Source organism: Seonamhaeicola sp. ML3 (assembly GCF_023273855.1).
In the GTDB taxonomy this organism is placed as follows: domain Bacteria; phylum Bacteroidota; class Bacteroidia; order Flavobacteriales; family Flavobacteriaceae; genus Seonamhaeicola.
In genome coordinates this window covers 1,806,839-1,828,097 of record NZ_CP096884.1, presented here as the reverse complement: position 1 = coordinate 1,828,097, position 21,259 = coordinate 1,806,839, and the positions used below count along the sequence as shown (strand labels likewise).

The 21,259-nt window shown below is 35.4% G+C and carries 22 protein-coding genes; 3 read left to right on the top strand and 19 right to left on the bottom strand.

What is annotated here, in order from left to right; translation table 11 throughout:
• Positions 1 to 145: 145 nt before the first annotated feature.
• Positions 146 to 622 carry a hypothetical protein gene (locus tag M0214_RS08255; RefSeq protein WP_248722095.1) on the bottom strand — a complete coding sequence of 159 codons (477 nt, stop codon included), beginning with the start codon at positions 620 to 622 and terminating at the stop codon, positions 146 to 148.
• 174 nt (positions 623 to 796) lie between these two features.
• Here M0214_RS08255 and M0214_RS08250 point away from each other — a divergent pair, with 174 nt between their 5' ends.
• Positions 797 to 2,254 (top strand): mannosyltransferase, encoded by a 1,458-nt coding sequence (locus tag M0214_RS08250; protein WP_248722094.1) that lies wholly within the window; start codon positions 797 to 799, stop codon positions 2,252 to 2,254.
• Here M0214_RS08250 and M0214_RS08245 read toward each other — a convergent pair.
• The 9 genes from M0214_RS08245 to M0214_RS08205 form a co-directional block, all read right to left on the bottom strand.
• Positions 2,226 to 2,468 carry a hypothetical protein gene (locus M0214_RS08245; protein WP_248722093.1) on the bottom strand — a complete coding sequence of 81 codons (243 nt, stop codon included), beginning with the start codon at positions 2,466 to 2,468 and terminating at the stop codon, positions 2,226 to 2,228. The genes M0214_RS08250 and M0214_RS08245 overlap by 29 nt on opposite strands.
• Positions 2,469 to 2,491: 23 nt before the next feature.
• Positions 2,492 to 2,770, bottom strand: a complete 279-nt coding sequence (locus M0214_RS08240) for a hypothetical protein (RefSeq protein ID WP_248722092.1) — start codon at positions 2,768 to 2,770, stop codon at positions 2,492 to 2,494.
• A 221-nt stretch (positions 2,771 to 2,991) separates the two neighbouring features.
• Entirely contained in the window at positions 2,992 to 3,798 is an 807-nt protein-coding gene (locus M0214_RS08235) for a pseudouridine synthase (RefSeq protein WP_248722091.1), read from the bottom strand.
• Between the two features lie 305 nt (positions 3,799 to 4,103).
• Complete coding sequence (locus M0214_RS08230; RefSeq protein WP_248722090.1) at positions 4,104 to 5,006, bottom strand: geranylgeranylglycerol-phosphate geranylgeranyltransferase; 903 nt, start codon at positions 5,004 to 5,006, stop codon at positions 4,104 to 4,106.
• A 38-nt stretch (positions 5,007 to 5,044) separates the two neighbouring features.
• A complete protein-coding gene (locus M0214_RS08225) occupies positions 5,045 to 5,974 on the bottom strand; it encodes a mevalonate kinase (protein ID WP_248722089.1) in 930 nt (309 codons plus the stop codon).
• 77 nt (positions 5,975 to 6,051) lie between these two features.
• Positions 6,052 to 7,161: a diphosphomevalonate/mevalonate 3,5-bisphosphate decarboxylase family protein gene (locus M0214_RS08220; protein ID WP_248722088.1), complete on the bottom strand. Its 1,110-nt coding sequence runs from the start codon at positions 7,159 to 7,161 to the stop codon at positions 6,052 to 6,054.
• Positions 7,162 to 7,166: 5 nt separating this feature from the next.
• The gene (locus M0214_RS08215) at positions 7,167 to 7,700 is read right to left on the bottom strand and encodes a DUF1697 domain-containing protein (RefSeq protein WP_248722087.1); all 534 of its coding nucleotides are present in this window, start codon (positions 7,698 to 7,700) and stop codon (positions 7,167 to 7,169) included.
• A gap of 1 nt (position 7,701) precedes the next feature.
• Positions 7,702 to 8,106: a DUF4174 domain-containing protein gene (locus tag M0214_RS08210; RefSeq protein WP_248722086.1), complete on the bottom strand. Its 405-nt coding sequence runs from the start codon at positions 8,104 to 8,106 to the stop codon at positions 7,702 to 7,704.
• Between the two features lie 5 nt (positions 8,107 to 8,111).
• Complete coding sequence (locus M0214_RS08205; RefSeq protein WP_248722085.1) at positions 8,112 to 9,326, bottom strand: NAD(P)/FAD-dependent oxidoreductase; 1,215 nt, start codon at positions 9,324 to 9,326, stop codon at positions 8,112 to 8,114.
• Between the two features lie 42 nt (positions 9,327 to 9,368).
• Here M0214_RS08205 and M0214_RS08200 point away from each other — a divergent pair, with 42 nt between their 5' ends.
• A complete protein-coding gene (locus tag M0214_RS08200) occupies positions 9,369 to 10,244 on the top strand; it encodes a hypothetical protein (RefSeq protein WP_248722084.1) in 876 nt (291 codons plus the stop codon).
• On the opposite strand, the gene trxA is transcribed toward M0214_RS08200, so the two are convergent.
• From trxA to msrB, 9 genes are all read right to left on the bottom strand, one after another.
• A complete protein-coding gene (trxA, locus tag M0214_RS08195; RefSeq protein WP_248722083.1) occupies positions 10,213 to 10,524 on the bottom strand; it encodes a thioredoxin in 312 nt (103 codons plus the stop codon). The genes M0214_RS08200 and trxA overlap by 32 nt on opposite strands.
• 97 nt (positions 10,525 to 10,621) lie before the next feature.
• Positions 10,622 to 14,329, bottom strand: a complete 3,708-nt coding sequence (locus M0214_RS08190) for a metallophosphoesterase (protein ID WP_248722082.1) — start codon at positions 14,327 to 14,329, stop codon at positions 10,622 to 10,624.
• A 41-nt stretch (positions 14,330 to 14,370) separates the two neighbouring features.
• Positions 14,371 to 15,594 (bottom strand): bifunctional alpha/beta hydrolase/OsmC family protein, encoded by a 1,224-nt coding sequence (locus tag M0214_RS08185; RefSeq protein WP_248722081.1) that lies wholly within the window; start codon positions 15,592 to 15,594, stop codon positions 14,371 to 14,373.
• Positions 15,563 to 16,105: a peptide-methionine (S)-S-oxide reductase gene (locus M0214_RS08180; protein ID WP_248724944.1), complete on the bottom strand. Its 543-nt coding sequence runs from the start codon at positions 16,103 to 16,105 to the stop codon at positions 15,563 to 15,565. Before M0214_RS08180 ends, M0214_RS08185 begins: the two co-directional genes overlap by 32 nt.
• Positions 16,102 to 17,046, bottom strand: coding sequence for an aldo/keto reductase (locus M0214_RS08175; protein ID WP_248722080.1), 945 nt, complete (start codon positions 17,044 to 17,046; stop codon positions 16,102 to 16,104). The genes M0214_RS08180 and M0214_RS08175 overlap by 4 nt, the downstream gene beginning before the upstream one ends.
• Before the next feature lie 39 nt (positions 17,047 to 17,085).
• Positions 17,086 to 18,642 carry a YdiU family protein gene (locus M0214_RS08170; RefSeq protein WP_248722079.1) on the bottom strand — a complete coding sequence of 519 codons (1,557 nt, stop codon included), beginning with the start codon at positions 18,640 to 18,642 and terminating at the stop codon, positions 17,086 to 17,088.
• Positions 18,639 to 18,881, bottom strand: coding sequence for a glutaredoxin domain-containing protein (locus M0214_RS08165; protein WP_248722078.1), 243 nt, complete (start codon positions 18,879 to 18,881; stop codon positions 18,639 to 18,641). Before M0214_RS08165 ends, M0214_RS08170 begins: the two co-directional genes overlap by 4 nt.
• The gene (gene msrA / locus M0214_RS08160; protein WP_248722077.1) at positions 18,881 to 19,420 is read right to left on the bottom strand and encodes a peptide-methionine (S)-S-oxide reductase MsrA; all 540 of its coding nucleotides are present in this window, start codon (positions 19,418 to 19,420) and stop codon (positions 18,881 to 18,883) included. Before msrA ends, M0214_RS08165 begins: the two co-directional genes overlap by 1 nt.
• The gene (gene msrB, locus M0214_RS08155) at positions 19,420 to 19,872 is read right to left on the bottom strand and encodes a peptide-methionine (R)-S-oxide reductase MsrB (protein WP_248722076.1); all 453 of its coding nucleotides are present in this window, start codon (positions 19,870 to 19,872) and stop codon (positions 19,420 to 19,422) included. Before msrB ends, msrA begins: the two co-directional genes overlap by 1 nt.
• Before the next feature lie 183 nt (positions 19,873 to 20,055).
• On the opposite strand from msrB, the gene M0214_RS08150 reads away from it, so the two are divergent.
• Positions 20,056 to 21,258 carry a Pycsar system effector family protein gene (locus tag M0214_RS08150; RefSeq protein ID WP_248722075.1) on the top strand — a complete coding sequence of 401 codons (1,203 nt, stop codon included), beginning with the start codon at positions 20,056 to 20,058 and terminating at the stop codon, positions 21,256 to 21,258.
• The last annotated feature ends 1 nt before the right edge of the window (position 21,259 follow it).

Sequence of the window (21,259 nt, the reverse complement as noted above, 5' to 3'; positions counted from 1 at the left end):
GGTGCTTTTTTTATGATTTTACAGAAATGCTTTTTTAATTAACCAATCTTATGTATTAAGACACAAACCTCTATGTTACTATTTTTGCAGAGATTAGTTCAAATTGAGCCGAATCCACCTTAAATGAAATTCAACACAATTGCGCTTAGTTTTCTATCCATTCAAAATCTAAGACATCTTGCAACCTATTCAAACTATCTTTAGATATAAGTTTAAAAGCAAGACTGATGAAAACAAATCTAATTATTAAAATCTGCCCAACCATAACCACAATCAAGATAGGTGAAAATTCCTGAGCTTTACTCCAAACCATTGCTACCAATCCGAATATTGGAAGAAACATAAAAACACCCAATAAAATTTTAAAAACTTTGTGAATTTCTACTTTTACAACACCACTATCAGAATTAATTTTCCCAGTCATTACACAAAAAGCTCCTTTTCCAATTATTGATGAGATTATTTTAAAATCGGTCCCATTCACGATTCCACGAAATGATTTCTCAGTAAATTGTGAGGTTAAATTTTCAGATTTTTCTGTTCTGCGATTCAATCGGCTTATTGTCTCCTTCTGGTTACCTAATAGCTTAAATTTTTGTTCTTTGGTTGGAAAAATATTCATTTCTTAATTTAATATAACTATATCAAGTATTATTATTTAAATGGGTTAAACGAAAGTAGCTGAAAATTTCTACAACAACAAAGTAAGTTTTTAATGTTTATAGCTACAACAACAAACAAAAGTAGAGATTCCAGCTTCTGCTGAAATAAAATACAATAACACTATATTTGGTCTATGCAACTCAACCCAGCCTTATTAAAACTTTATAAAACACCAATTTTATTAGCATTGCTAAGTTGCTTACTTTATATTGCTTTTGCATATAATTTAGAACGCACAGACTACCTAAAGCTAGTTTCTCTCTACACTGGCTTATTTGGTATTTTCTACTGGCTGATTAAACGTTATGCCGAAAATTTCAAGCTATTAACTTATATATCGTTTATATTCCGAGTATTATTGATTTTAGCCATACCAAACCTTTCCCAAGACTTTTACCGTTTTATTTGGGATGGCCGTATGATTTTAGAGGGCCTAAACCCTTATTTATATACTGTAGAAAGTTTTATAGTAAAAGGAGAACTCCCCGTTACTTATGCTCAAGAACTTTATGCGGGTATGGGTAAACTCAATGCGGGCCATTACACCAACTACCCACCTGTTAATCAGCTTTGTTTTGTGTTGGCAAATCTTATGCCAGGACAAAGTATTTTAAGTTCGGTTATTGGTTTGCGTCTTATTATTATCGCTGCCGATTTCGGCACCTTTTACTTTGGGAAAAAGCTATTACAGAGTCTTAAGCTACCTGTTTACAGTATCTTTTGGTACATTTTAAATCCGTTTATCATTATTGAACTTACAGGCAATCTTCATTTCGAAGGCGTAATGATTTTCTTTTTAATTTGGAGTTTGTACTTATTACAAAAAGGCAAATGGCAATGGAGTGCTGTAGTTTTGGCACTATCAATTTCTACTAAATTAATTCCGTTGATATTTTTGCCTTTGGTGTTTCAATTGTTTATAAAAAATAACGTCATTACGGACGTGGTGAAGCAACCTATATCTGAGGAGGAGATTGCCACGTCGCAAGCTTCTCGCATTGACGAAAAATGGATTCCTGCCTTCGCAGGAATGACAAGGTTGATTGGTTTTTATGGCATTGTTGGTGGCGTTACACTTTTATTGTTTGCGCCTTTCTTTTCTATGCAGTTTATATCTAACTATGCCGAAACGGTTGGGCTTTGGTTTAAGAATTTTGAGTTTAACGCTAGCTTATACTATATAGCCAGAGCAGTAGGCTACACCTTTAGAGGCTATAATGAAATAGCGGTTATAGGTAAAGTTATTCCGCTGTTGGTGGTTCTTTTTGTGCTTATTTTAACTTTCTTTAGGGATAACAAAACCCTTCCACAACTTATTACTGCCATGTTATTGGCTTTGAGTTTCTATTATTTTACAGCTACCACAGTACACCCTTGGTACGTAGCAACATTGTTAATCTTGTCAATCTTTACCAATTACAAGTTCCCTTTAGTCTGGAGCTTCGTTATCATCTTAAGCTACTTGGCCTACATGCAAATTGGGAACGCCAACAAATCTGAAAATCTCATTATCATTGCTCTAGAATACACTGTAGTGTATGGTGTATTCTTCTACGACCTATTTAAAAAGAAGTCGCATCTAAACGCATAAGCGAGTCTATTCTGTAGATTACCGAGTTATCTAAATCATCAAAAATTTCAGAATAGGTTAACTTAAAGGTTTGGTCTACTAAAGAAGCATCTTCCTTTAGGTTATATTTATACAAGGCTTTAGGATGCACCTCCTCAAAGGCCAATTCATCTCCATTGTCAAACCAAAATGTAAAAAACCCATTTTGATAGGACTTAAACACTGCTGTTTTCATTAAATTTTAAAGAATCAAGTATATTAATCTAGGTTGTTGAAATTCGTTTCAGGAGCGGGTACGGTATCTGCTGTAGATTCATTATCTTCTCCAAAATCTAGCATAGCCTGTACTAAACGCTTTCCTACTTTTACCAGATAAATAGTATCGGTAGTTTTAACTTCAACGGCCTCAATAACTTCATTTTTAGCATTTCTAAAAGAAATTATATGATCGTCGTCGTATCCATCGGGAAATTTTTCAACAAGTAAATTCAAGATATCTTGATTCAACTTTTGATAATCTACAATTTTTCGTATCATTTTATTTTTGGTTTGGGGTTAAAACAAATACTAAAACTTAGTGTTAAGTTAAAAATAATTTTTTAAAAATTAAATATTATCTGTAACAGAAAGCTGGTTACAGCGCCTCTTGAAACACCAATACAAATGAAATACAAAAAATAAAACGGTAAGATTATGGAATGGTTAACTTTAAAAATCATCTATTAACATACCGATAACTTAATTGAAAGTATAAATTCCTAAAGCATCCTAAGTAAGCTAAGTTCTTCTTTAGAAAGGTGTTTCCAATGACCACGTGGAATATCCTTTTTGGTAAGATGAGCAATGGCTACACAATCTATACTTAAAATATCGTAATTAAAATGTTCGAAAATGGTTCTAATGATCGTGTTGCCCGTATTTTTGATTTTAAGTCCGATTTCCTTTTTAGAAGAGCCGTCTATATAACTTATTTCCTCAACATTAATAAGTCTATCCTGAACTTTAAATCCGTTTTGAATCTTTTTTAAATCCTCTAACTTCAGGTTTTTATCTAATTCAATATGAAATAACCTTGATACGCCGTTTTTAGAGTTTTTAAACTTGTCTTCAATTTCTTTGTCATTGGTAAACAACAGCAAGCCTTTAGAATTTCTTCCTAAGCGACCAATAGGTTTTATACGAGAAGAGGTCGCATTAGCAACCAAATCCATAACGGTACGTCCTTTACCCTCGCTTGTAGTAGTGGCAAATCCTTTAGGCTTGTTTAAAAGCACATAAGCCTTCTGCTCTGGATTAATTCTGGAACCATCGTAACGTACTTCGTCTCCTGGCTTTACTTTATAACCCATTTCTGTTATGACTTTTCCGTTTACAGAAACCAAACCAGTAGCAATATGAACATCGGCTTCTCTACGGGAGCAAATACCAGAATTGGCTATGTATTTGTTTAGACGGATTTCGTTTGAGTTGGCTTTGTTTCCTGATGCTTTTAGTTTTGCATTAGGCTTAGATTGACTCTTGTTAAAACGTTTTCCTTGTGGTTTCCCGCCGCGTTGCCTGTTCATGGTTGTAATTTTTGGCAAAAGTACATGATTTAATTTAGGAATGATGCTTTTTGGGTAACAATAACGAGCCTATATACTGTATGTTCATTTTGTAATGATACACTACTGAGATTAAAACACTGTTTTAACCGAAAGCATATCGCGTGGCAAGTCCAACAATCATACTAAGAAAACTCGCGTTAGGGATTGAGGCATTTGTTGGATTTCCTCGTAGAGAGCGACTACTGAAATATTTATATTCATGAGTTCAAAAAACAAAATAATAAACTACGAATAAAGCCCGACCGTAGGGAACGCCAAAATAATTATATACGGTTTAAAATAACACCTACATCGATAAGCAATATACTCAAAACACCTGCAAGTAAGATAAACTTAAGTGTATTGTGAAGTATTAAATAATGAATTTTTCGTTTTGATTTCCAGAGTATGATTAGGAATATTATTAGAAGTACCGAACTGAGATAAAAGAATAAACGCATATGGCCTACTTGAAAACGAAACAACAATAAATAAGTAGGCACTAAGGTTAAAATCACCAATAAGGTTAACATGATTTTAGAGGCGCGTTCTCCATAAGCTACGGGTATTGTCTTATAATCTTGCATTAAGTCGCCTTTAATATTCTCCAAATCTTTAGTCAGCTCTCTCATCGATATGATTAAAAACAGATAGGTCGCATGTACAAAAATTACCGTTTCAAAATTCTTGTAATACATAAATATTGCGAAAAACGGCAACACTGTTAAAACAGCAGAGGTTACATTTCCTATAAATGGTAACTTTTTTAATTTGTGGGAGTAAAACCAAATACCGAAAATATAAACCGAAAAGAACATAACTGCTTTAAAGGACACATAACTTGCCATTATTACTGCCAAGAAATTAAGCACGAAATAAAAGGAAAGCTTTGTGTTTTGACTCACCAAACGATCTAATTTAGATTTAATTGGGCGATTAATTAAGTCTTTTTCTGAATCGTAAAAATTATTGATAATGTAACCTCCAGCGATAGCAACTGCAGATGCTAGTACTAGCATAAATAAATTAAGATCAAAGACTACTTCTGCCAAGGGCCAATCTGGCGCTAGAATATAGATGGATGCCAGATATTGAGCTAGAACTATCACTAGGATATTATAGCCTCTAACCACAGAAAACATACTAAAAAATTTTAGTAGCACATATTTCTGTCTTCTTGAAAGCATGGGATATATTCTGAAAAATTCAGAATAAAAATAAGGAATTAGAAGTTATAAACCACTTCTAGTTTATGACCAGAAAGGGATTCTTTTGCTTTTTTGATATCTTCGGTAAAACCAAGAATATAGCCACCGCCGCCAGAACCACATAACTTAAGATAATAATCATTGGTTTCCAGACCCTTTTTCCAGAGTTCGTGAAACTGAGACGGAATCATTGGCTTAAAGTGATTGAGTACTACTTTAGATAATTGCTTGGTATTTCTAAACAAGGATTTAACATCACCATTCAAGAAATCTTCTACGCAGGCATCGGTATGTTTTATAAACTGATTCTTAAGCATTTTACGAAAACCTTCTTGCTTCATGTTTTCCATAAAAATGCTCACCATTGGTGCTGTTTCTCCTGTTACACCACTGTCTATCAAGAAAACCGCCCCTTTGCCATCAGTTTTTTGAGATGGTATACCTGTGGCTTCAATATTATCTTTTGAATTGATAAGGATTGGGATACTGAGATAGCTATTTAACGGATCTAGTCCGGAAGATTTACCATGGAAGAAAGATTCCATTGCTGCAAAAATCGTTTTCAGTGTTAATAATTTGTCTCTTGTTAAGTTTTCAAGAACCGTAATTTTATCTTGTGCATATTTATCATAGATAGCAGCAACTAAAGCACCACTACTACCTACACCATAACCTTGAGGTATGGAAGAATCAAAATACATTCCTTCGTCTACATGACTCTTGAGGGTGTTTAAATCAAAATTCACTAATTCAGAATCTAGTGTCGCTAGATAATCCGTGTATCTTTTTAAGCTTTCATTCGATTTGATAGCCGTTTCAGAAGGATTTTCATCAGTTTTTAATGCACCGTTATAAAAGCTGTAAGGAATAGATAGCCCTTTGGAATCTTTAATAATACCGTACTCTCCAAAGAGTAATATTTTAGAATAAAAGAGTGGTCCTTTCATAATTATAATTCAGATTTGGGATTCTAAATTAATTTTGTTTAATAAAAATAAACATATTTTAAACAAAATAAAAGCTTTTAAGCAATTTTTTTTGCGCCAAAGCCAATTTGGTCACAAATATACTGACCATTTTGACAATGTGCAACTAATTCATTTTTAATGAATTCAACTACTTCTTTACTTTCAGATTCGGGATATAACAAATGTACATTGGCCCCAGCATCTAAAGTGAAACAAAGTTTAGACCCAGTGTCATTTCTATACCTCCAAGTTTTATTAATGATTTCCAAAGTATTTGGTTTCATTAAAATGAAATATGGCATACTAGTCATCATCATGGCATGAAGTGTTAAAGCCTCACTTTCAACAATTTCTATAAAAGCATTTAAGTCACCTTCCTTAAATACGTTGATTAATGACGAAAGGTTTTCATGGGCTTGCTCAAAACGATGTTCCGCAAACGGATGGTTATGCATTAACCCATGACCAACCGTACTGCTAACCTGTTTTTCCCCTTTATCCACCAACAAGATGGTATCTTGATAATTCTTAAAATTATCGTGAACTTCGAAAGGATATTTTACACCGTATAAATCTGAACTCTCCTCTATGTCTTTATGCCATCCCCATCCAACTAAATCGCCTTCAATACTTCTACAAGCACTTCCGGAACCAAGACGCGCCAAAAAAGACGCTTTTTTATTGAAATAATCATCATCAAAAGATTCTTCGCTTACGCTCTGAATGACATTAACATCAGACAACTCTTTTTCAACACTCATTAAACAAAGAGCCAAGGCACTCATCCCAGAGGCTGAGGAAGCAATTCCTGAACTATGAGGGAAAGTATTAGAGGTTTCAATTTTAAAATGATACTCCTTAATAAAAGGCACATAAGCTTCAATGCGTTTGAAAAACGTTTCAATCTTAGGTTTAAAACTTTCCTTTTCTACCCCTTCTAGCCAAACTTCAAAAGAATAACCTTCACTCATTTTTTTGGTATAACTCAACGTTGTTGTTGTTTTGCAACCACTCAAAGTAAAGCTGATGGAAGGATTAGCAGGAATTTGGTTTTCTTTTTTACCCCAATATTTAACAAGGGCTATATTACTTGGCGATTCCCATGTTACACTTCCGTTGGATAAAATCTCTGGGGAATATTTGGGAATAAAATCTTGTTCTGTCATAATTCTTATTGAGTTGACAAAGATAACAACTTTAGCATGGTTTTATAGTTTCTTGCAGTTGCGGCCACCCTTAATTTCCGTTCAAAAAAGTTATTATTGCACCTAGCCTTCCCGTATCCTACCGAACAATAAAAGTAAATGCAGTTATCCATTATAACAAATTCTTCATTGGGATAGATCACCTTTGATAGTTCGTCAACCAACTCCTTTTCTGGAATTGAGAATAACATCGTAAAATAACTATTTTCTTTTTTCTCTTGTGGGAAAGGACTGTTTTCGAAAATTTGTTTTAGCTCTGTAGGACTTAAAACCAAAGTTGGAACCTCAAAACCGTAATGACTATAGATAGCGTTATGAATTTTCGCCTCTAAAGCCTTCTTATCTGCTTCTAAAGATTCAAATATTACGTTACCACTTTGAATGTATGTTTGTACGTTTTCTAATCCTGAATCGGTTAACAACTGGCTCAATTCGGCCATTGGGATTTTCTTTTGCCCACTTACGTTAATGCCTCTGAGCAGCGCTATGAATTTAGTCATCTTATTTGTCTTTATCCCTGAGTTCTTGCCTTCGCATGGGCATCTGATCAATTAAACTAAAAAACGCACTGGGTTCCACAACCGCTTTGGTTTTGTACTTTTTTCCACCGTCTAACCCGATGAGTACTGCTGAAAAACCTTCGATGGATTGGTTTAGTTGCAAAAGTTTTTTTGAACTAAGTCCGTTGTAAAATTCACATTGTCCAGAAACACATTTGTATATTACAAGTTTCCTCTCAACAAGTTTCTCTTGTTCCGCTATTAACTTATTAAACTGTAAATCGGCTTGTTTAGAATGTCCTTCGTCTGCATAAATTACTATAACACGTTCGTTCCATAGATGGGAACTAAGGTCCTGAGACCACATCATATTAGAAACCAGAAATGCAACAATTAAATATTTCATATTATCTAAGAATTCCCAATGGATTTTGATACTAAGAAAGCCCCAGTCCACGCATTTTGAAAATTGAAACCTCCTGTAACGGCGTCTATATTTAAAATCTCGCCGGCAAAATATAGGTTTCTATAAAGTCTACTTTCAAAGGTCTTAAAGTTTACTTCCTTTAAATCCACACCACCAGCTGTAACAAACTCTTCCTTAAAAGTGCTTTTTCCGTCAACATCAAAAACAGCCTTAGTGAGCTGTGTAGACAGCGCCTCTAGTTGGTTTTTATTCATATCAGCCCACGTTAAAGTCTCTTTTACATCAGATGCCAAAACCAGCTGCTGCCATAAACGTTTTGGAAGACCAAACTGTGAAAACTTAAAAATTGTTTTCTTAGCTAAATCCTGTTTAAGGGTTTTTAATTGCTCCAGACAGTTTTCAAAATCCAACTTAATAAAATTGATTTCAATTTGAAACCTATAATCTCTTTTAGCTAATTCTAATGCTCCAAAAGCCGATAACTTTAAAATAGCTGGCGCACTAAATCCTACATGGGTAACCAACAACGGCCCTTGAGACTCTAAATGTGTCCCAAGTACTTTCACCTCAACATCCTGTGCCACGACACCAGGAATATTCTTTATACGCTTATCCCTTACATTAAATGTAAATAGAGACGGAACGGGTTTTATTATTTTATGCCCCAACCCTTCTACTATATCCCACATTTTAGAACTACTACCCGTAGCCAAAACAACTTTTTCAGTGTAATAAGTAACGTCAGATGTTTGAAGCTCCCAAATATCGTCGTTCTTAGCAATGGATTTTACACCAGAGCTATATATGACTTCAACATCATGCTTTTTGACTTCATTTAAAAAACAATCGATTATAGTTTGTGACGAATTCGATACGGGAAACATACGTCCGTCGTCTTCTATTTTTAACTCAACTCCACGCGTTTCAAACCATTCAATAGTATCTCCGGTCATAAACTGATGAAAAGGTCCCAACAGTTCTTTCTTACCTCTAGGATAATTTAGCACGAGTTCTTGAGGAATGAATTCGGCATGTGTAACATTACAACGTCCACCACCCGAAACCTTGACCTTTTGCAATCCCTCTTTAGCTTTTTCCAAAATGGCCACTTTTAGATTAGGATTCATTTCTGCGGTGTTTATGGCTGCAAAAAAACCGGCCGCTCCCCCTCCAATTATGATAACGTTATATTGATGCATAAATAAAAAAATCGATGTAAATTTAGCACTTAAAATGGTTGCATGGCGAAATACATCTTTTTATTTCTAATTGTTTTTACTGTTGGTTGCCAACATAAACAGGACGTAAAAACCGGAGTAGATTTACCAAGTAAATTAGATGAAGTTTCGGGTAATGAGATGATACCAAATTCCAATGAAATTTGGATGCATAATGATAGTGGTGATAGTCCAAGAATTTTCTGTGTAAACGAAAAGGGCGAATTACTCAGAAAGATTTATTTAGATGCAAAAAATAAAGATTGGGAAGATATCACCTCAGACCCAAAAGGCAATTTATATATAGGTGACTTTGGAAATAACAACAACAAAAGAAAAGATTTAGAAATTTTAAAAGTATCCCATAAATCTCTGAGTTCTGAAGATGTAGTCAAGGTAAAAAGAATAAAATTCAGTTTTGAAGACCAAAAGAAATTCCCTCCAAAAAAACACAAAATGCACTTTGACTGCGAGGCCTTTTTCTACTTTAAAGACAACCTATATTTATTTACTAAAAGCCGGGTAAAAGGCGATTATGGCAAAACTAATCTTTATAAATTACCAGCAAAAAAAGGAAAACACAAAGCTAAAAAAATAGACTCCTTTAGTTTTGGAGAAGACCCCTATTCTTGGGTTACTGGTGCAGACATAAGGGATGACGGCAAACAAATCACTATACTTACCCAAAAAGAAATTTGGTTATTTAGTGACTTTAAGGGCGATGATTTTTTTAATGGCACTTTATCTAAAGTAACCTTTGAGCACGCCACACAAAAAGAGGGCATTTGCTACAAAGGCAACAATACACTTTTGGTCACTGATGAAAACGACCACGGCCGAGGGGGTAATTTATACAAATTTAAAATTACTAAACCGGAAGACCACCATGGACTTCAATAACATTTAGAATATCCTTCTTTTGTAATACTCCAGATTGTCTCCATTTGGGTTCGCCATCGACAAATAAAATCATAGTTGGCACACTTCTTACCTGATATTTTACTGCCAACTCATTATTTTTATCTATGTCTATTTTCACAATTTTTACAGCATCACCGACTTCGTCTTTTACATCTTTTAGAATGGGCATTAAGGCCTGACAAGGACCACACCATGTTCCAAAAAAGTCAACAAGTACAGTTTTTTCTGAGTTTATTATGTCTTTAAAGCTACTTTTCATGTTCTAATTATTTGACACTTATATAGACGAAGAAAAACATCGAAAATTACAACTGTTATGATGAGATCCAGAAATGAATTCAGGGTGACGCTTCGCGTTAAAACCCAAAGCCCATTCTAAAGGCTAAACGCAGACCATCATCACTATTAAAGGCCGACACATTAAGTGTCATCATTTGGGCCAGATTGGCAAAAACCCCACCACCAATAGACGTATTCCAATCATTGCTATTATGAGTTGGATTTAGAACCATATCATTATCAATCCAGACTTTAGCAAAATCAAAACCACCATAAACACCAATATGTAATGGTAGTAAACCTGTTTTTACTTTTCTGAGATTTAATCTTAAATCGGAACTTTGGATGTAAGCGGTCTTACCTGTAAATCTTTCATGACGATACCCTCTAAGTCCATTTCTAGCTCCAACAGTTGCTGCTTGATAGAATTCAAAATCATCGCCAAAATTAATATGCCCCCTAGATTTTGTTGCGAATACCAATTGTCCGCTACTGTCGAGTTTATAATCAAAACTTAATTCAGGAATTAAATAACCAAACCCTTTTGATGTACTTACATTGTTTTTATACCCTGCTTCGACAGCCACTCGCATACCCATTGTTGGGAACGCAACATTGTCAGAATTAGCAAATTCGTATTTTGCATTAACCCCATAAAAGTCTTGCTTATCGAATACAGAATCTGGCAAAGTATTTGGCTCATTAACAAATCGGTCTGGGGTTTTATCAACCTCATTACTTTCATAAGACACCCCTAGTTGAAAACTTGCTCCTGAATCTCCTCGCCACCTTAAAGCAGGTATCGTTTTAAAGGTTCTTATTTTTACCCGGTTATAATCTAAATCCACATCTAAACCATCGTTTTCATCAGCTTCCGGGTTTGGTGTGCTATTCCCGAAACCAAAGAAATTTACGGCGTAATTTGGACTATTAAACTGTACATCTAGTGCTAAATTCCAATTTCCAAACACATTGGCAAACTCACCACTGTACCCCAATTCAAAGCCGTCTGTTGCAAAATAGTAAGCTCCAGAAAAAGTATGCTGCGAACTAAACGGATTGCGTTCAAAGCCATAATTGGTTAATGTATTAACAAAACCAATCTTTAAGCCATCATCAGGATTAGCTCCTAATGAAGGGATGAATTGGTTAGCGCTGTTCTTAAGTTTTTTATGGTCGTAAACATTGGTTTCGTAATCATCAGTCAGTTTTTTATTAACACCCTTAGTTTCAAAAGTGTTTGGTTTAGATTTATGGTCGTAAATCTTTAGTTTGGCTTTATTTTCAATTTTATAAATATCGTTATTTTGACCTCCTATAATTCTAACTTTAATCAAATCACTTCCATCTCCAAAAACCTTAAACACGTCATCATCGTCTAGTCCATAAACCCATATTTCTCTGGTATAATCTACATTATAAGTACGTTCATGAAACACATCTGCCTTTTCATCATTTTTAATTCTGTACGCGCTCACTTTGGTATTTCCATTTGGTAACCGTTCTATGTCAAACCAATCATCTTTATTGGTTCCCTTAATAACCGCAAACTTATTGATATGATAATAATAACTATCTGAAATCTTTTGTAAGTTGGCTCTTCTTCCTCTAAGTTTTTGCTTAATGATTTGGATAGTATTCTGGTTGACCTCGGAAGGAAAAAAAGCAAAGGCATTGTCTATAATTTCATCGGTAAGATTACTAACAATATGTTTAACCTCTGCATCCCAAACAGATTTGTTAGACACATTTATTAACGCCATATCTAAAGGATAAGGTTCGAGATTAAACCACTTGGGGCTTTTTAATTCTTCGTTGTACGATTGCATCAATCGAAGTGCAGGAACTACTTTAGTGGCCAAACCTAGCAAAGCACCATCAGCCATAATTGAAAACGCTTGATCCCGATCTCTCGGCATAGGGCGATAAACTCGTTTCCCTTTTTCCTTAAATCTTGCCCAACGCCACTGGTCTTCATGTCTATCCCAATCTCCAATGAGCATATCGAACAAACGTGCTCTTATATACGCCTTTTCATCTAGAACGATATCTTCGTCTTTATGAAGCTGTTTGAGTAAATCGTCTGTACTGATTAATTTATCGGAGTACCCAAAACTCTTTTTATCACCGTGATCATCGGCTGCTCGCTCTTCAATCATGTATAATTCGTTACCAAAATCGTCATTAAATTGTTTTAACGCATTTTGTTTGGGCACATAATAAAGTACCGGATTGGTATGAAAAACACCCACAGCATCTGACAAAGTTGCTATTGTAAAAGGTGCATACGGATGAGACCCCGTAAAAACATCGAGTAATAAATCTTGGGTATAGGTGTCATTAAATTGCCCCTCTATGTATTGGTCTTTAAACGCAACGGCCTGTAAATACTGTAACGCATTTTTTCTAAGCGCTCGCATAACATATTCTCGCCCCTTACCATCTACCAACCTTAACGATTTAGATTGATGCCCTCCTCCTTTCCTTATAGGTGTTAAGCCCCCAAACAAGGTGTCTAAATTCACTGTTGGCGCTTTTACATCTGTACTGAAATCTTCTCGGTAACGATCTCCCCAAAACATTTTATATAAACCGCCTTTTGAGGTTTCTTCTTTGTTATAAATAGACGCCACTTTTTCCTTTGGAAACTGATTTGGATAATTAGTCCCCTGATATTTCTTGTTTTTTGGAAGTACTTCGGTTTGATAAACGACTTCATTATCTTCTGCCGAGAAGAACCTAACAATAGAAGCACCATTTTTTAAAACATCTAATCTCGCGTAACCTTGAGCTCCATAAGAAAACAGACCTCCTCCCACATTTCTGGTCGGTGTAATTTTAGAACCAGAACCACTCACAATTTGAGGTAAATTATCTTGAACGATATATTGAAGATTATGATCGTGTCCTGAGACAAAAATGGTTTTATCGTTTTCTTGAGCTAAGGTTATTATTCGCTTTCTAAAATGATTGTATCTACTGTTTTGGATATCAACATTAGCTACACCACTGGTTTCTCTAAGTAAATTTTTAAGAGTTCCTAAAACGGGCAAAGGACTCATATTACTTTTAAATGAATATTGACCACCGTGCGACCCGTTTGTAAACATGGGATGATGTAAAGCTATAATTGTAGTCTTTCCTCTTGCTTTTTTTATTTCACCTTCTAATTCATCAAAAAACTTGGTCCTTATCTTTAAATCACAATCGTCATTCATTGTTGGATGTTTATCCCAATTGGTCACATACCATTCAGAATCAATAACCAATAGAACAATATCTTCGGAAATCTTAACTTTTTCCAAAGGACATCCATCTTCTGGTAAAAAAGTATTCTTACCCAGTCTATCTTCTATATATTTTTCCTGACGCTTCAACCCTTTAAGCCCTTCACTGTACCAGTCGTGATTACCTGGAATAAAGATTGCTTCTCCTGTAAAATATTTTACAGCATCGGTTTGAACATTAAGTTGATGCTCTGCAAATGCTCTAGCCTCAGAGTCTTTTTTAGGCATGCCTTTTGGATAAATATTATCACCTAAAAATATGGCAGTACTCTGTTTGGATGCCTTTTTAATTTCTTTTTCGAAAGCCAGTAGCGCGTTTGATTTTGTACCTATCGGAGAGTTACCAGCATCACCAATTAAATAGAAGGAATGGGCAATATCTTCATCTAAAAAACTTACAGAAATTTTATCACCTTTATATTGGGGTTCGTAAGTGGCACAGGCATTTAAAAGCACTATACTAATAAGAGCGAAAACGCACTTAACGTTGATTTTCATTTCAAATTTGGATTAATTAGGAAATATAAAAATACGCAATTTTAATCTTGAATAAGTGTAGTTTTAAATATAACCTCACTTTGCAAGGTTTTGTGAACCGGGCATCTGGATGCTATTTCTTTTAACCGTTCTCTTTGTTTATCGTCTAAATTCCCCACCAACTTCAACTTTTTATGGATAAAATCCAGATACTTTGGTTCCTCTGTTTCAACTTCTAAATCATCACTATGCGTTTTAGAATGACTGGTATAAACATACACCTCTTGCAAGTCCCATTTTTTACGCTGTGCATACATTTTTAGAGTCATTGCTGTACAAGCTATCAAACTGGCATTGAGCAATTCGTAAGGTGATGGCCCAAAATCATCTCCACCAATAGAAACTGGTTCATCTGCAATAAGATGGTGCTTTTTGGTTTGTATTTGCGTAGTGAAGTTATGCTCTACAATATCGAGATGTCCAACTACTTGTTCCCCATTTGGTTCTAACATCTTATTTTCATCCGTTTCAAAATACCGTTGTACCCATGCGCCAATTACATTACCTACATAATGACTATCCCTTGCATCTGACAACAAATGGTCTGCACCATCCAAACTTATAAAACTTTTAGGATGACGTGCATATTGATACAATTTCTGGGCATTTTCAATACCTACAACACCATCAAAAGGTGCATGCATAATAAGCAAAGGTTTTCTTAGTTGTTTTACAATGGCGGGTAAATCTGTTTTATCAAAATCGTTCACAAATTCCTTATCGATAGAAAATGGCCTACCTCCAATATTAATTTCTACATGCCCTTTCTCAACAACTTCTTCGATACCATGTGAAAATAAATGTTTCACATGATCAACAGAGGCTGGTGCCCCAATAGTTGCTACAGCCTTGACATGCTCAAGTTGAGACGCCGCAACAAGAACAGCTGCTCCACCAAGAGAGTGACCAACTAACAAAGATGGCGCTTGATAATGCGCTTCCATAAATACACTTACCGAAATTAAATCATTAACATTTGCAGAAAAATGACTCTCCCTAAACGCTCCATCGCTTAATCCAAGCCCTGTAAAATCAAACCGCAACACTCCAAATCCATGACTTGTAAGCGCCCTACTTATATGCTTTACCGCTCCTAAAGAACTCGAACAAGTAAAGCAATGTGCAAATACAGCATATTGATTGGGTTTTTGATTTGCGGGCAATTCCAAATACGCATGTAAATGTTGTCCTTTTTTATTTTGAATACGTAATCTCTCTCGTTTCATTATTTACATGCTTTAATTGCTGTTTATTCGTGTACTCTGAAAATTTATCCATTAAGACCCTTAACTTAGGATTTATAAAGGTTTTACAGAATGGCTTATTAGGATTTTTAAAATAATAGTTCTGAATTTGTACTCTTGATGCTTTAAACTCCCGAAAAGGTAAAACCTTTGTTATCAACTTATTTTGAAATTGAATTTGTAAGTCTTCCAATAAGGCCTTCACCTCATTATGCTGTGTTTCTGAAAAAGTGTAAACAGCAGAGCGATATTTCTCCCTAAACGAGTGGTTACTTGTGCTTTTATGTGTATGCAAATGAATCTCTAATAACGCTTTTAATGGAATTTGAAATTTATCAAAATGTACAATAACGGCTTCAGAAAAAGTACAGTTCTCAGCAGTAGAAGCTACAAAACCTTGCTCTACTTTATCAACACCAACTAAAGATTGAAACACAGCCTCTGTACACCAATGGCAACCACCTCCAAATGCTATTTTCTCAGTTAGAATCAATGCCAAGTTAATTGTTTACGCTCTTGCCAATAGTTGGAAGGCAATACTTTAAAAGTGGCTAGTTGCGATACTTCTTCATTTGATAACGAAAATGTGTTTGCGTTTAAATTTTCTAGTAATTGACTTGTTTTGTTGGCGCCACTTAACACCAAACTTTCGGGAAATGTCTGTATACAAAACTTTAAAGCTATGGCATCTACTCCAATATTATATTTCGTGGACAGTTTTTCCATGTAGTCATACAGCTCTTTATAATTTGGGTAGTTTTTATTAGGAAACAGGCGTCCATTAGCTAAGGTTTCTTTTAAAACAAACTGCCTACCTTCTTTTATAAGTTCCAAAGCAACATTCAATATACTTTGATCCAAAATATTATATGTACTTTGAAATACTTCAAATAGTGGCACACCGCTTACTTGAATGTTTGCTGCCTTTTCAATCACCTCGCTCTGATTATCACCAGTAGTGGTAAGCCCTATTTTTAAATTGTTATCGTTTTTTAAACTCGCTAGTTTATTTAAAACCTCTTGATTATCTAGCACACCCGTTTCAAAACTTGCCGAATGAATTTGATACACTGACAAATAAGGCAATAAGGTCTGGGACACCTCCCACTGCTCAATCAATTTAGACACACTATGTTCCTTAATTTCATGCACCTTTGCATTGGGGTCGAAATTAGCCATATAGGTATATCCCCACTTGGTAGCTACTGTAATAGTTGGGTCGCTTTTAGTCTGCAACCATTCTATCAAGAGTTGTTCTGCCAACCCATAGCCTGGCGCCGTATCGAAATAGCGGATACCTTGCTCATAAGCTTCTTCCAAAACTTTAAAACCATTTTTTTTAAACGCCTGTAAATCTAATTCTTCAGCGACATCTTGCTTAATGTTAATATACTGCGGTCTCCCTAGAGCAGCAGTTCCTAATCCTATTACCATTTCGTTATTTACGTATTATTTACTTTTATAAAAGTTACTTTAAGAACTACAAGACAACATAGAGCAACCAACTTTATGTCGAGCCCACTCGGGTCTTTTAGCAAACCATTTTTCATATTCAGGCTGCTCATTATATGGTTTTTTAAGCATTTTAAACAATTCATCAATAAGCACATAATCGCCTTTATCTGCATTGTCTATAGCTAATTGCGCCATATAATTTCGCAATACATATTTTGGATTTACAGCCTTCATTTTAGATTGACGCACTTCAAAAGAAATCGTTTCCAAACCAAGTCTTTGTTCATATTTATTGAACCAATCCTCCCAACGCGTTTTAATTTTTGCAACAATTTCGTCGGGTTTATAGAAGGCATCTTTCACAATCCCCAATCCTTCTGATGCATTTTTAAAATCACTTAAATTTCTAAAGAAAATCGTCATATCAGTTTCTGAAAGGTGTAAGTTATCTTCAAGTTCTTGAATCAACTGTTGATCATTTTCATCATGAATTTCCAAACCGAGTTTAGAACGCATCATTTCCAAAGACTTTTTATCGAAATCTGTTTTGTACTGATTCAATATATCCTCCAACGGCTTAGCCTCTTCAATTAAAGGATACAAAGCATTGGCCAGTTGCAGTAAATTCCAAAGCCCGATGTTTGGTTGATTACCATATCTGTAGCGTTTATTTTCTCTATCTGTGGTATTTGGTGTCCACCCATAATCGTAGCCTTCTAGCCATCCATAAGGACCATAATCTATTGTTAAACCAAGAATGGACATATTATCGGTATTCATAACACCATGCACAAAACCAACACGCTGCCAATGGATAATCATATCTAGGGTACGGTTGGTTACCTCCCTAAAAAACTCAATATATACGTCTTTACTTGGTTGACCTAAATATGCAAAATGATGTTTTATGGTATAATCAACTAACACCTTCAAGTTATCGTAATCCTGGCGGGCAGCAAAAATCTGATAGTTTCCGAAACGCAAAAAAGATGCTGCAGTTCTACATACAATCGCCCCTTTTTCATAGGCCGGATTACCATCGTACATAACATCGCGTAATACTTGGTCTCCAGATAAAGCTAAAGATAAAGCTCTGGTGGTTGGCAAACCCAGATGAAACATGGCTTCGCTACACAAATATTCTCGAACTGATGAGCGTAAAACAGCTAATCCATCTGCAGATCTAGAGTATGGTGTCTCTCCAGCACCTTTTAGCTGTAATGCCCAATTTTTGCCATTATGCTCAACTTCGCACAAATTAATGGCACGTCCGTCGCCTAACTGCCCTGCCCAATGCCCAAATTGATGACCGCCATAACACATCGCATAAGGTTTCGTATTAGGTAGTATGTCATTCCCCGTAAAAACGTTTAAGAACATTTCGCTTTTGGCATCATCTTGAGACAAGCCTAAATTATCGAGTATCTCTGGTGATACATGAAGTAATTCGGGATTGGCTGTTTTTTTAGGAATAACAAAAGAGAAACAGGCCTTAGACACTTGTCGTCTTGAATTTTCAAGAATGGTATCTGCGGGCAACTCAACATTAAACTTATCTTTTATGTGTAGCTTCATAATAATTTTTCAATCCACTTTCTTAAATCCTTATCCGATGGATTTCTTAGTTTTTTATCTCCAATTGTAAGTGTTGGAAAATTGAGTTTTCTGTTTTCGTATAGCTCTTTGAGAGACTCTGCATGTTCAGTATGCAATTCAACATCCAAAAATTTAAAATCCAAATTTAAATCTTCCAAAAACCTCTTGTAATATTGACTTTTATGACATCTTTCGGTACCATATAATTTAATTTCCATTACCTTAATTTTTCGGTATATAGCTTCCTAAACTTAGCTAACTTTGGTGATATAACAGCATTGCAATAGCCTTGTTCGGTATTGTTTCTGTAATAATCTTGATGGTAATCTTCAGCATCATAGAAAATCTCTAAAGGTGTAATTTCAGTCACAATAGGGTTATCGAAATACTTGGCTACTTCCTTGGTTATAGTTTCGGCAACTTCTTTTTGATGGTCGTTGTGATAGTAAATCACCGAACGATATTGTGTCCCAACATCGGCACCTTGTCTATTTAATGTTGTTGGGTCGTGGGTGGTCATGAAAATAATTAAAACCTCCTCCAAAGAAATAACACTAGCATCAAAAGTAACCTGTACCACTTCTGCATGTCCCGTTAAACCCGAACAGACTTCTCTGTATGTTGGCTTTCCGGGCGCATTCCCACCCGAATATCCAGACACCACTTTTTCAACACCTTTCAATTCTCTAAAAATAGCCTCTGTACACCAAAAACAGCCACCTCCAAAAGTGGCCAATTGCAAATTTTTATTTTCCATCAATTGTTTTCTTTTTCTAATTGTAACGATTCAGAATTTATACAGTAACGTAAACCACTAGGTTCCGGCCCATCGGGAAATACATGTCCTAAATGAGCATCGCAAGTATTGCACATCACCTCTACGCGTACCATACCAAAGGAATCATCTCTTTCGTATTTAATGGCATTATCTTTTATTGGCTGTGTAAAACTAGGCCAACCTGTCCCTGAATTGAATTTTATTCCAGAATCGAATAAGGGAGTGCCACAACAAATACAATTATATTTTCCAGATTCGTAACTGGAACATAGTGCTCCGCTATGGGGCCTTTCTGTTCCTTTTTGCCTTGTAATTCTGTACTGGTCGCTAGTTAGTTGATTTCGCCATTCTTGCTCTGTTTTTTCAACACGAGAATCTGGCTCTAAATTTCCGTTTACAGAAAAACGGATAACATCTTTCCATGTAAGCATAGTCTTTTCCTTTTAGCATTATTTTTAATAGAATTTGGTCGTTTTTAGACCTTTATTCTTACACTTTATCAAAACAAAGATGCCCTGATAAGTTATTGATAAATTTACGACAAATTATTGCGACTCTATACAATACTTTAGTTTTACTAAAGTTTAGTATTTTTACGATAAACCGTTTAATTTATGAACGACATAGTTACTGCTACCGAGAAATTCGCCACTAAGCTTTTAAGCGAAAAATTAGACAATGCTTTTTTGTACCATAATTTAGCGCACACCCAAAGGGTAGTAGAAAAAGCTAAAGAATTAGGCGAACTGGCTGAACTTACAGATTCTGAAAAAGAAATTCTAATTATAAGCTGTTGGCTGCATGACACAGGCTATACTAAAGCAATCGAGAACCATGAGGAATCCAGCACTGTTATAGCAAAGGATTTTTTGAGTTCCCAAAGTTATAGCACTGACAACATTGATGCTGTTTGCGCATTAATTATGGCTACTCATGTGGGGTATAGCCCGATAACACAACTAGAAAAAATCATTAAAGACGCCGACTGCTCCCATATTGGAAGTAAAAATTATTTTGAAATTTCGGAGTTACTACGAAAGGAATGGGAGCTACTTTGCAACAAGCAGTTTTCTGAAAGTGAATGGCTCGAGGAAAATGTTGGCTTCCTCACTACTAAACACAGCTTTCATTCGCCCGAAGCTGCTTCTCTGTGGGAGAAGCGAAAGGGCAAAAACCTTGCTGAACTACTTAGAACCAAAAAGAAATTAGACGCAGACAACAAAAAACTGAATCAAAAGAAAGAAGAACTAAAATTCAAAAAGAATAAAATTGAATTACCTGAACGCGGTATAGAAACCATGTTTCGGGTTACCCTTAAAAACCATATTACCTTAAGTAATATTGCCGACACCAAAGCGAATATTTTGCTTTCTGTTAATGCTATAATTGTTTCTTTGGTACTGGCGAATTTAATACCTAAACTGGACAACCCTTCCAACAGTCACCTCATTATACCCACTATTATTTTTGTTTTGGTAACTGTAGCTTCCATTATTCTATCTGTGCTTGCCACAAGGCCCAACGTTACAAGTGGAAAATTCACCAAAGAGGACGTTGCAAACAAAAAAGTAAACCTATTATTCTTTGGAAACTTTCATAAAATGAGCTTGAAAGACTTTGAATGGGCTATGGGCGAGATGATGCAAGACCGTGAGTATCTCTACTCATCTATGAAAAAAGACTTATACTTCTTAGGACTGGTATTAGACAGAAAGTATAAAATCTTACGCCTTACTTATAGTGTATTTATGATAGGTATTATTATAAGTGTTATTGCGTTTGCTGTGGCCTTCCAGAAGTCTGGGGCGGCGGGATAAG

What these genes read in the sequence shown, in the direction of transcription:
- M0214_RS08200 (WP_248722084.1), top strand. Translation starts at nt 9,369, where the DNA reads ATGGCGAAATACATCTTTTTATTTCTAATTGTTTTTACTGTTGGTTGC.
- M0214_RS08210 (WP_248722086.1), bottom strand. Translation starts at nt 8,106, where the DNA reads ATGAAATATTTAATTGTTGCATTTCTGGTTTCTAATATGATGTGGTCT.
- M0214_RS08165 (WP_248722078.1), bottom strand. Translation starts at nt 18,881, where the DNA reads ATGGAAATTAAATTATATGGTACCGAAAGATGTCATAAAAGTCAATAT.
- M0214_RS08175 (WP_248722080.1), bottom strand. Translation starts at nt 17,046, where the DNA reads ATGGTAATAGGATTAGGAACTGCTGCTCTAGGGAGACCGCAGTATATT.
- M0214_RS08230 (WP_248722090.1), bottom strand. Translation starts at nt 5,006, where the DNA reads ATGCTTTCAAGAAGACAGAAATATGTGCTACTAAAATTTTTTAGTATG.
- M0214_RS08240 (WP_248722092.1), bottom strand. Translation starts at nt 2,770, where the DNA reads ATGATACGAAAAATTGTAGATTATCAAAAGTTGAATCAAGATATCTTG.
- M0214_RS08170 (WP_248722079.1), bottom strand. Translation starts at nt 18,642, where the DNA reads ATGAAGCTACACATAAAAGATAAGTTTAATGTTGAGTTGCCCGCAGAT.
- M0214_RS08215 (WP_248722087.1), bottom strand. Translation starts at nt 7,700, where the DNA reads ATGACTAAATTCATAGCGCTGCTCAGAGGCATTAACGTAAGTGGGCAA.
- M0214_RS08235 (WP_248722091.1), bottom strand. Translation starts at nt 3,798, where the DNA reads ATGAACAGGCAACGCGGCGGGAAACCACAAGGAAAACGTTTTAACAAG.
- M0214_RS08220 (WP_248722088.1), bottom strand. Translation starts at nt 7,161, where the DNA reads ATGACAGAACAAGATTTTATTCCCAAATATTCCCCAGAGATTTTATCC.
- M0214_RS08255 (WP_248722095.1), bottom strand. Translation starts at nt 622, where the DNA reads ATGAATATTTTTCCAACCAAAGAACAAAAATTTAAGCTATTAGGTAAC.
- M0214_RS08190 (WP_248722082.1), bottom strand. Translation starts at nt 14,329, where the DNA reads ATGAAAATCAACGTTAAGTGCGTTTTCGCTCTTATTAGTATAGTGCTT.
- M0214_RS08150 (WP_248722075.1), top strand. Translation starts at nt 20,056, where the DNA reads ATGAACGACATAGTTACTGCTACCGAGAAATTCGCCACTAAGCTTTTA.
- trxA (WP_248722083.1), bottom strand. Translation starts at nt 10,524, where the DNA reads ATGAAAAGTAGCTTTAAAGACATAATAAACTCAGAAAAAACTGTACTT.
- M0214_RS08185 (WP_248722081.1), bottom strand. Translation starts at nt 15,594, where the DNA reads ATGAAACGAGAGAGATTACGTATTCAAAATAAAAAAGGACAACATTTA.
- msrA (WP_248722077.1), bottom strand. Translation starts at nt 19,420, where the DNA reads ATGGAAAATAAAAATTTGCAATTGGCCACTTTTGGAGGTGGCTGTTTT.
- msrB (WP_248722076.1), bottom strand. Translation starts at nt 19,872, where the DNA reads ATGCTTACATGGAAAGATGTTATCCGTTTTTCTGTAAACGGAAATTTA.
- M0214_RS08250 (WP_248722094.1), top strand. Translation starts at nt 797, where the DNA reads ATGCAACTCAACCCAGCCTTATTAAAACTTTATAAAACACCAATTTTA.
- M0214_RS08245 (WP_248722093.1), bottom strand. Translation starts at nt 2,468, where the DNA reads ATGAAAACAGCAGTGTTTAAGTCCTATCAAAATGGGTTTTTTACATTT.
- M0214_RS08225 (WP_248722089.1), bottom strand. Translation starts at nt 5,974, where the DNA reads ATGAAAGGACCACTCTTTTATTCTAAAATATTACTCTTTGGAGAGTAC.
- M0214_RS08205 (WP_248722085.1), bottom strand. Translation starts at nt 9,326, where the DNA reads ATGCATCAATATAACGTTATCATAATTGGAGGGGGAGCGGCCGGTTTT.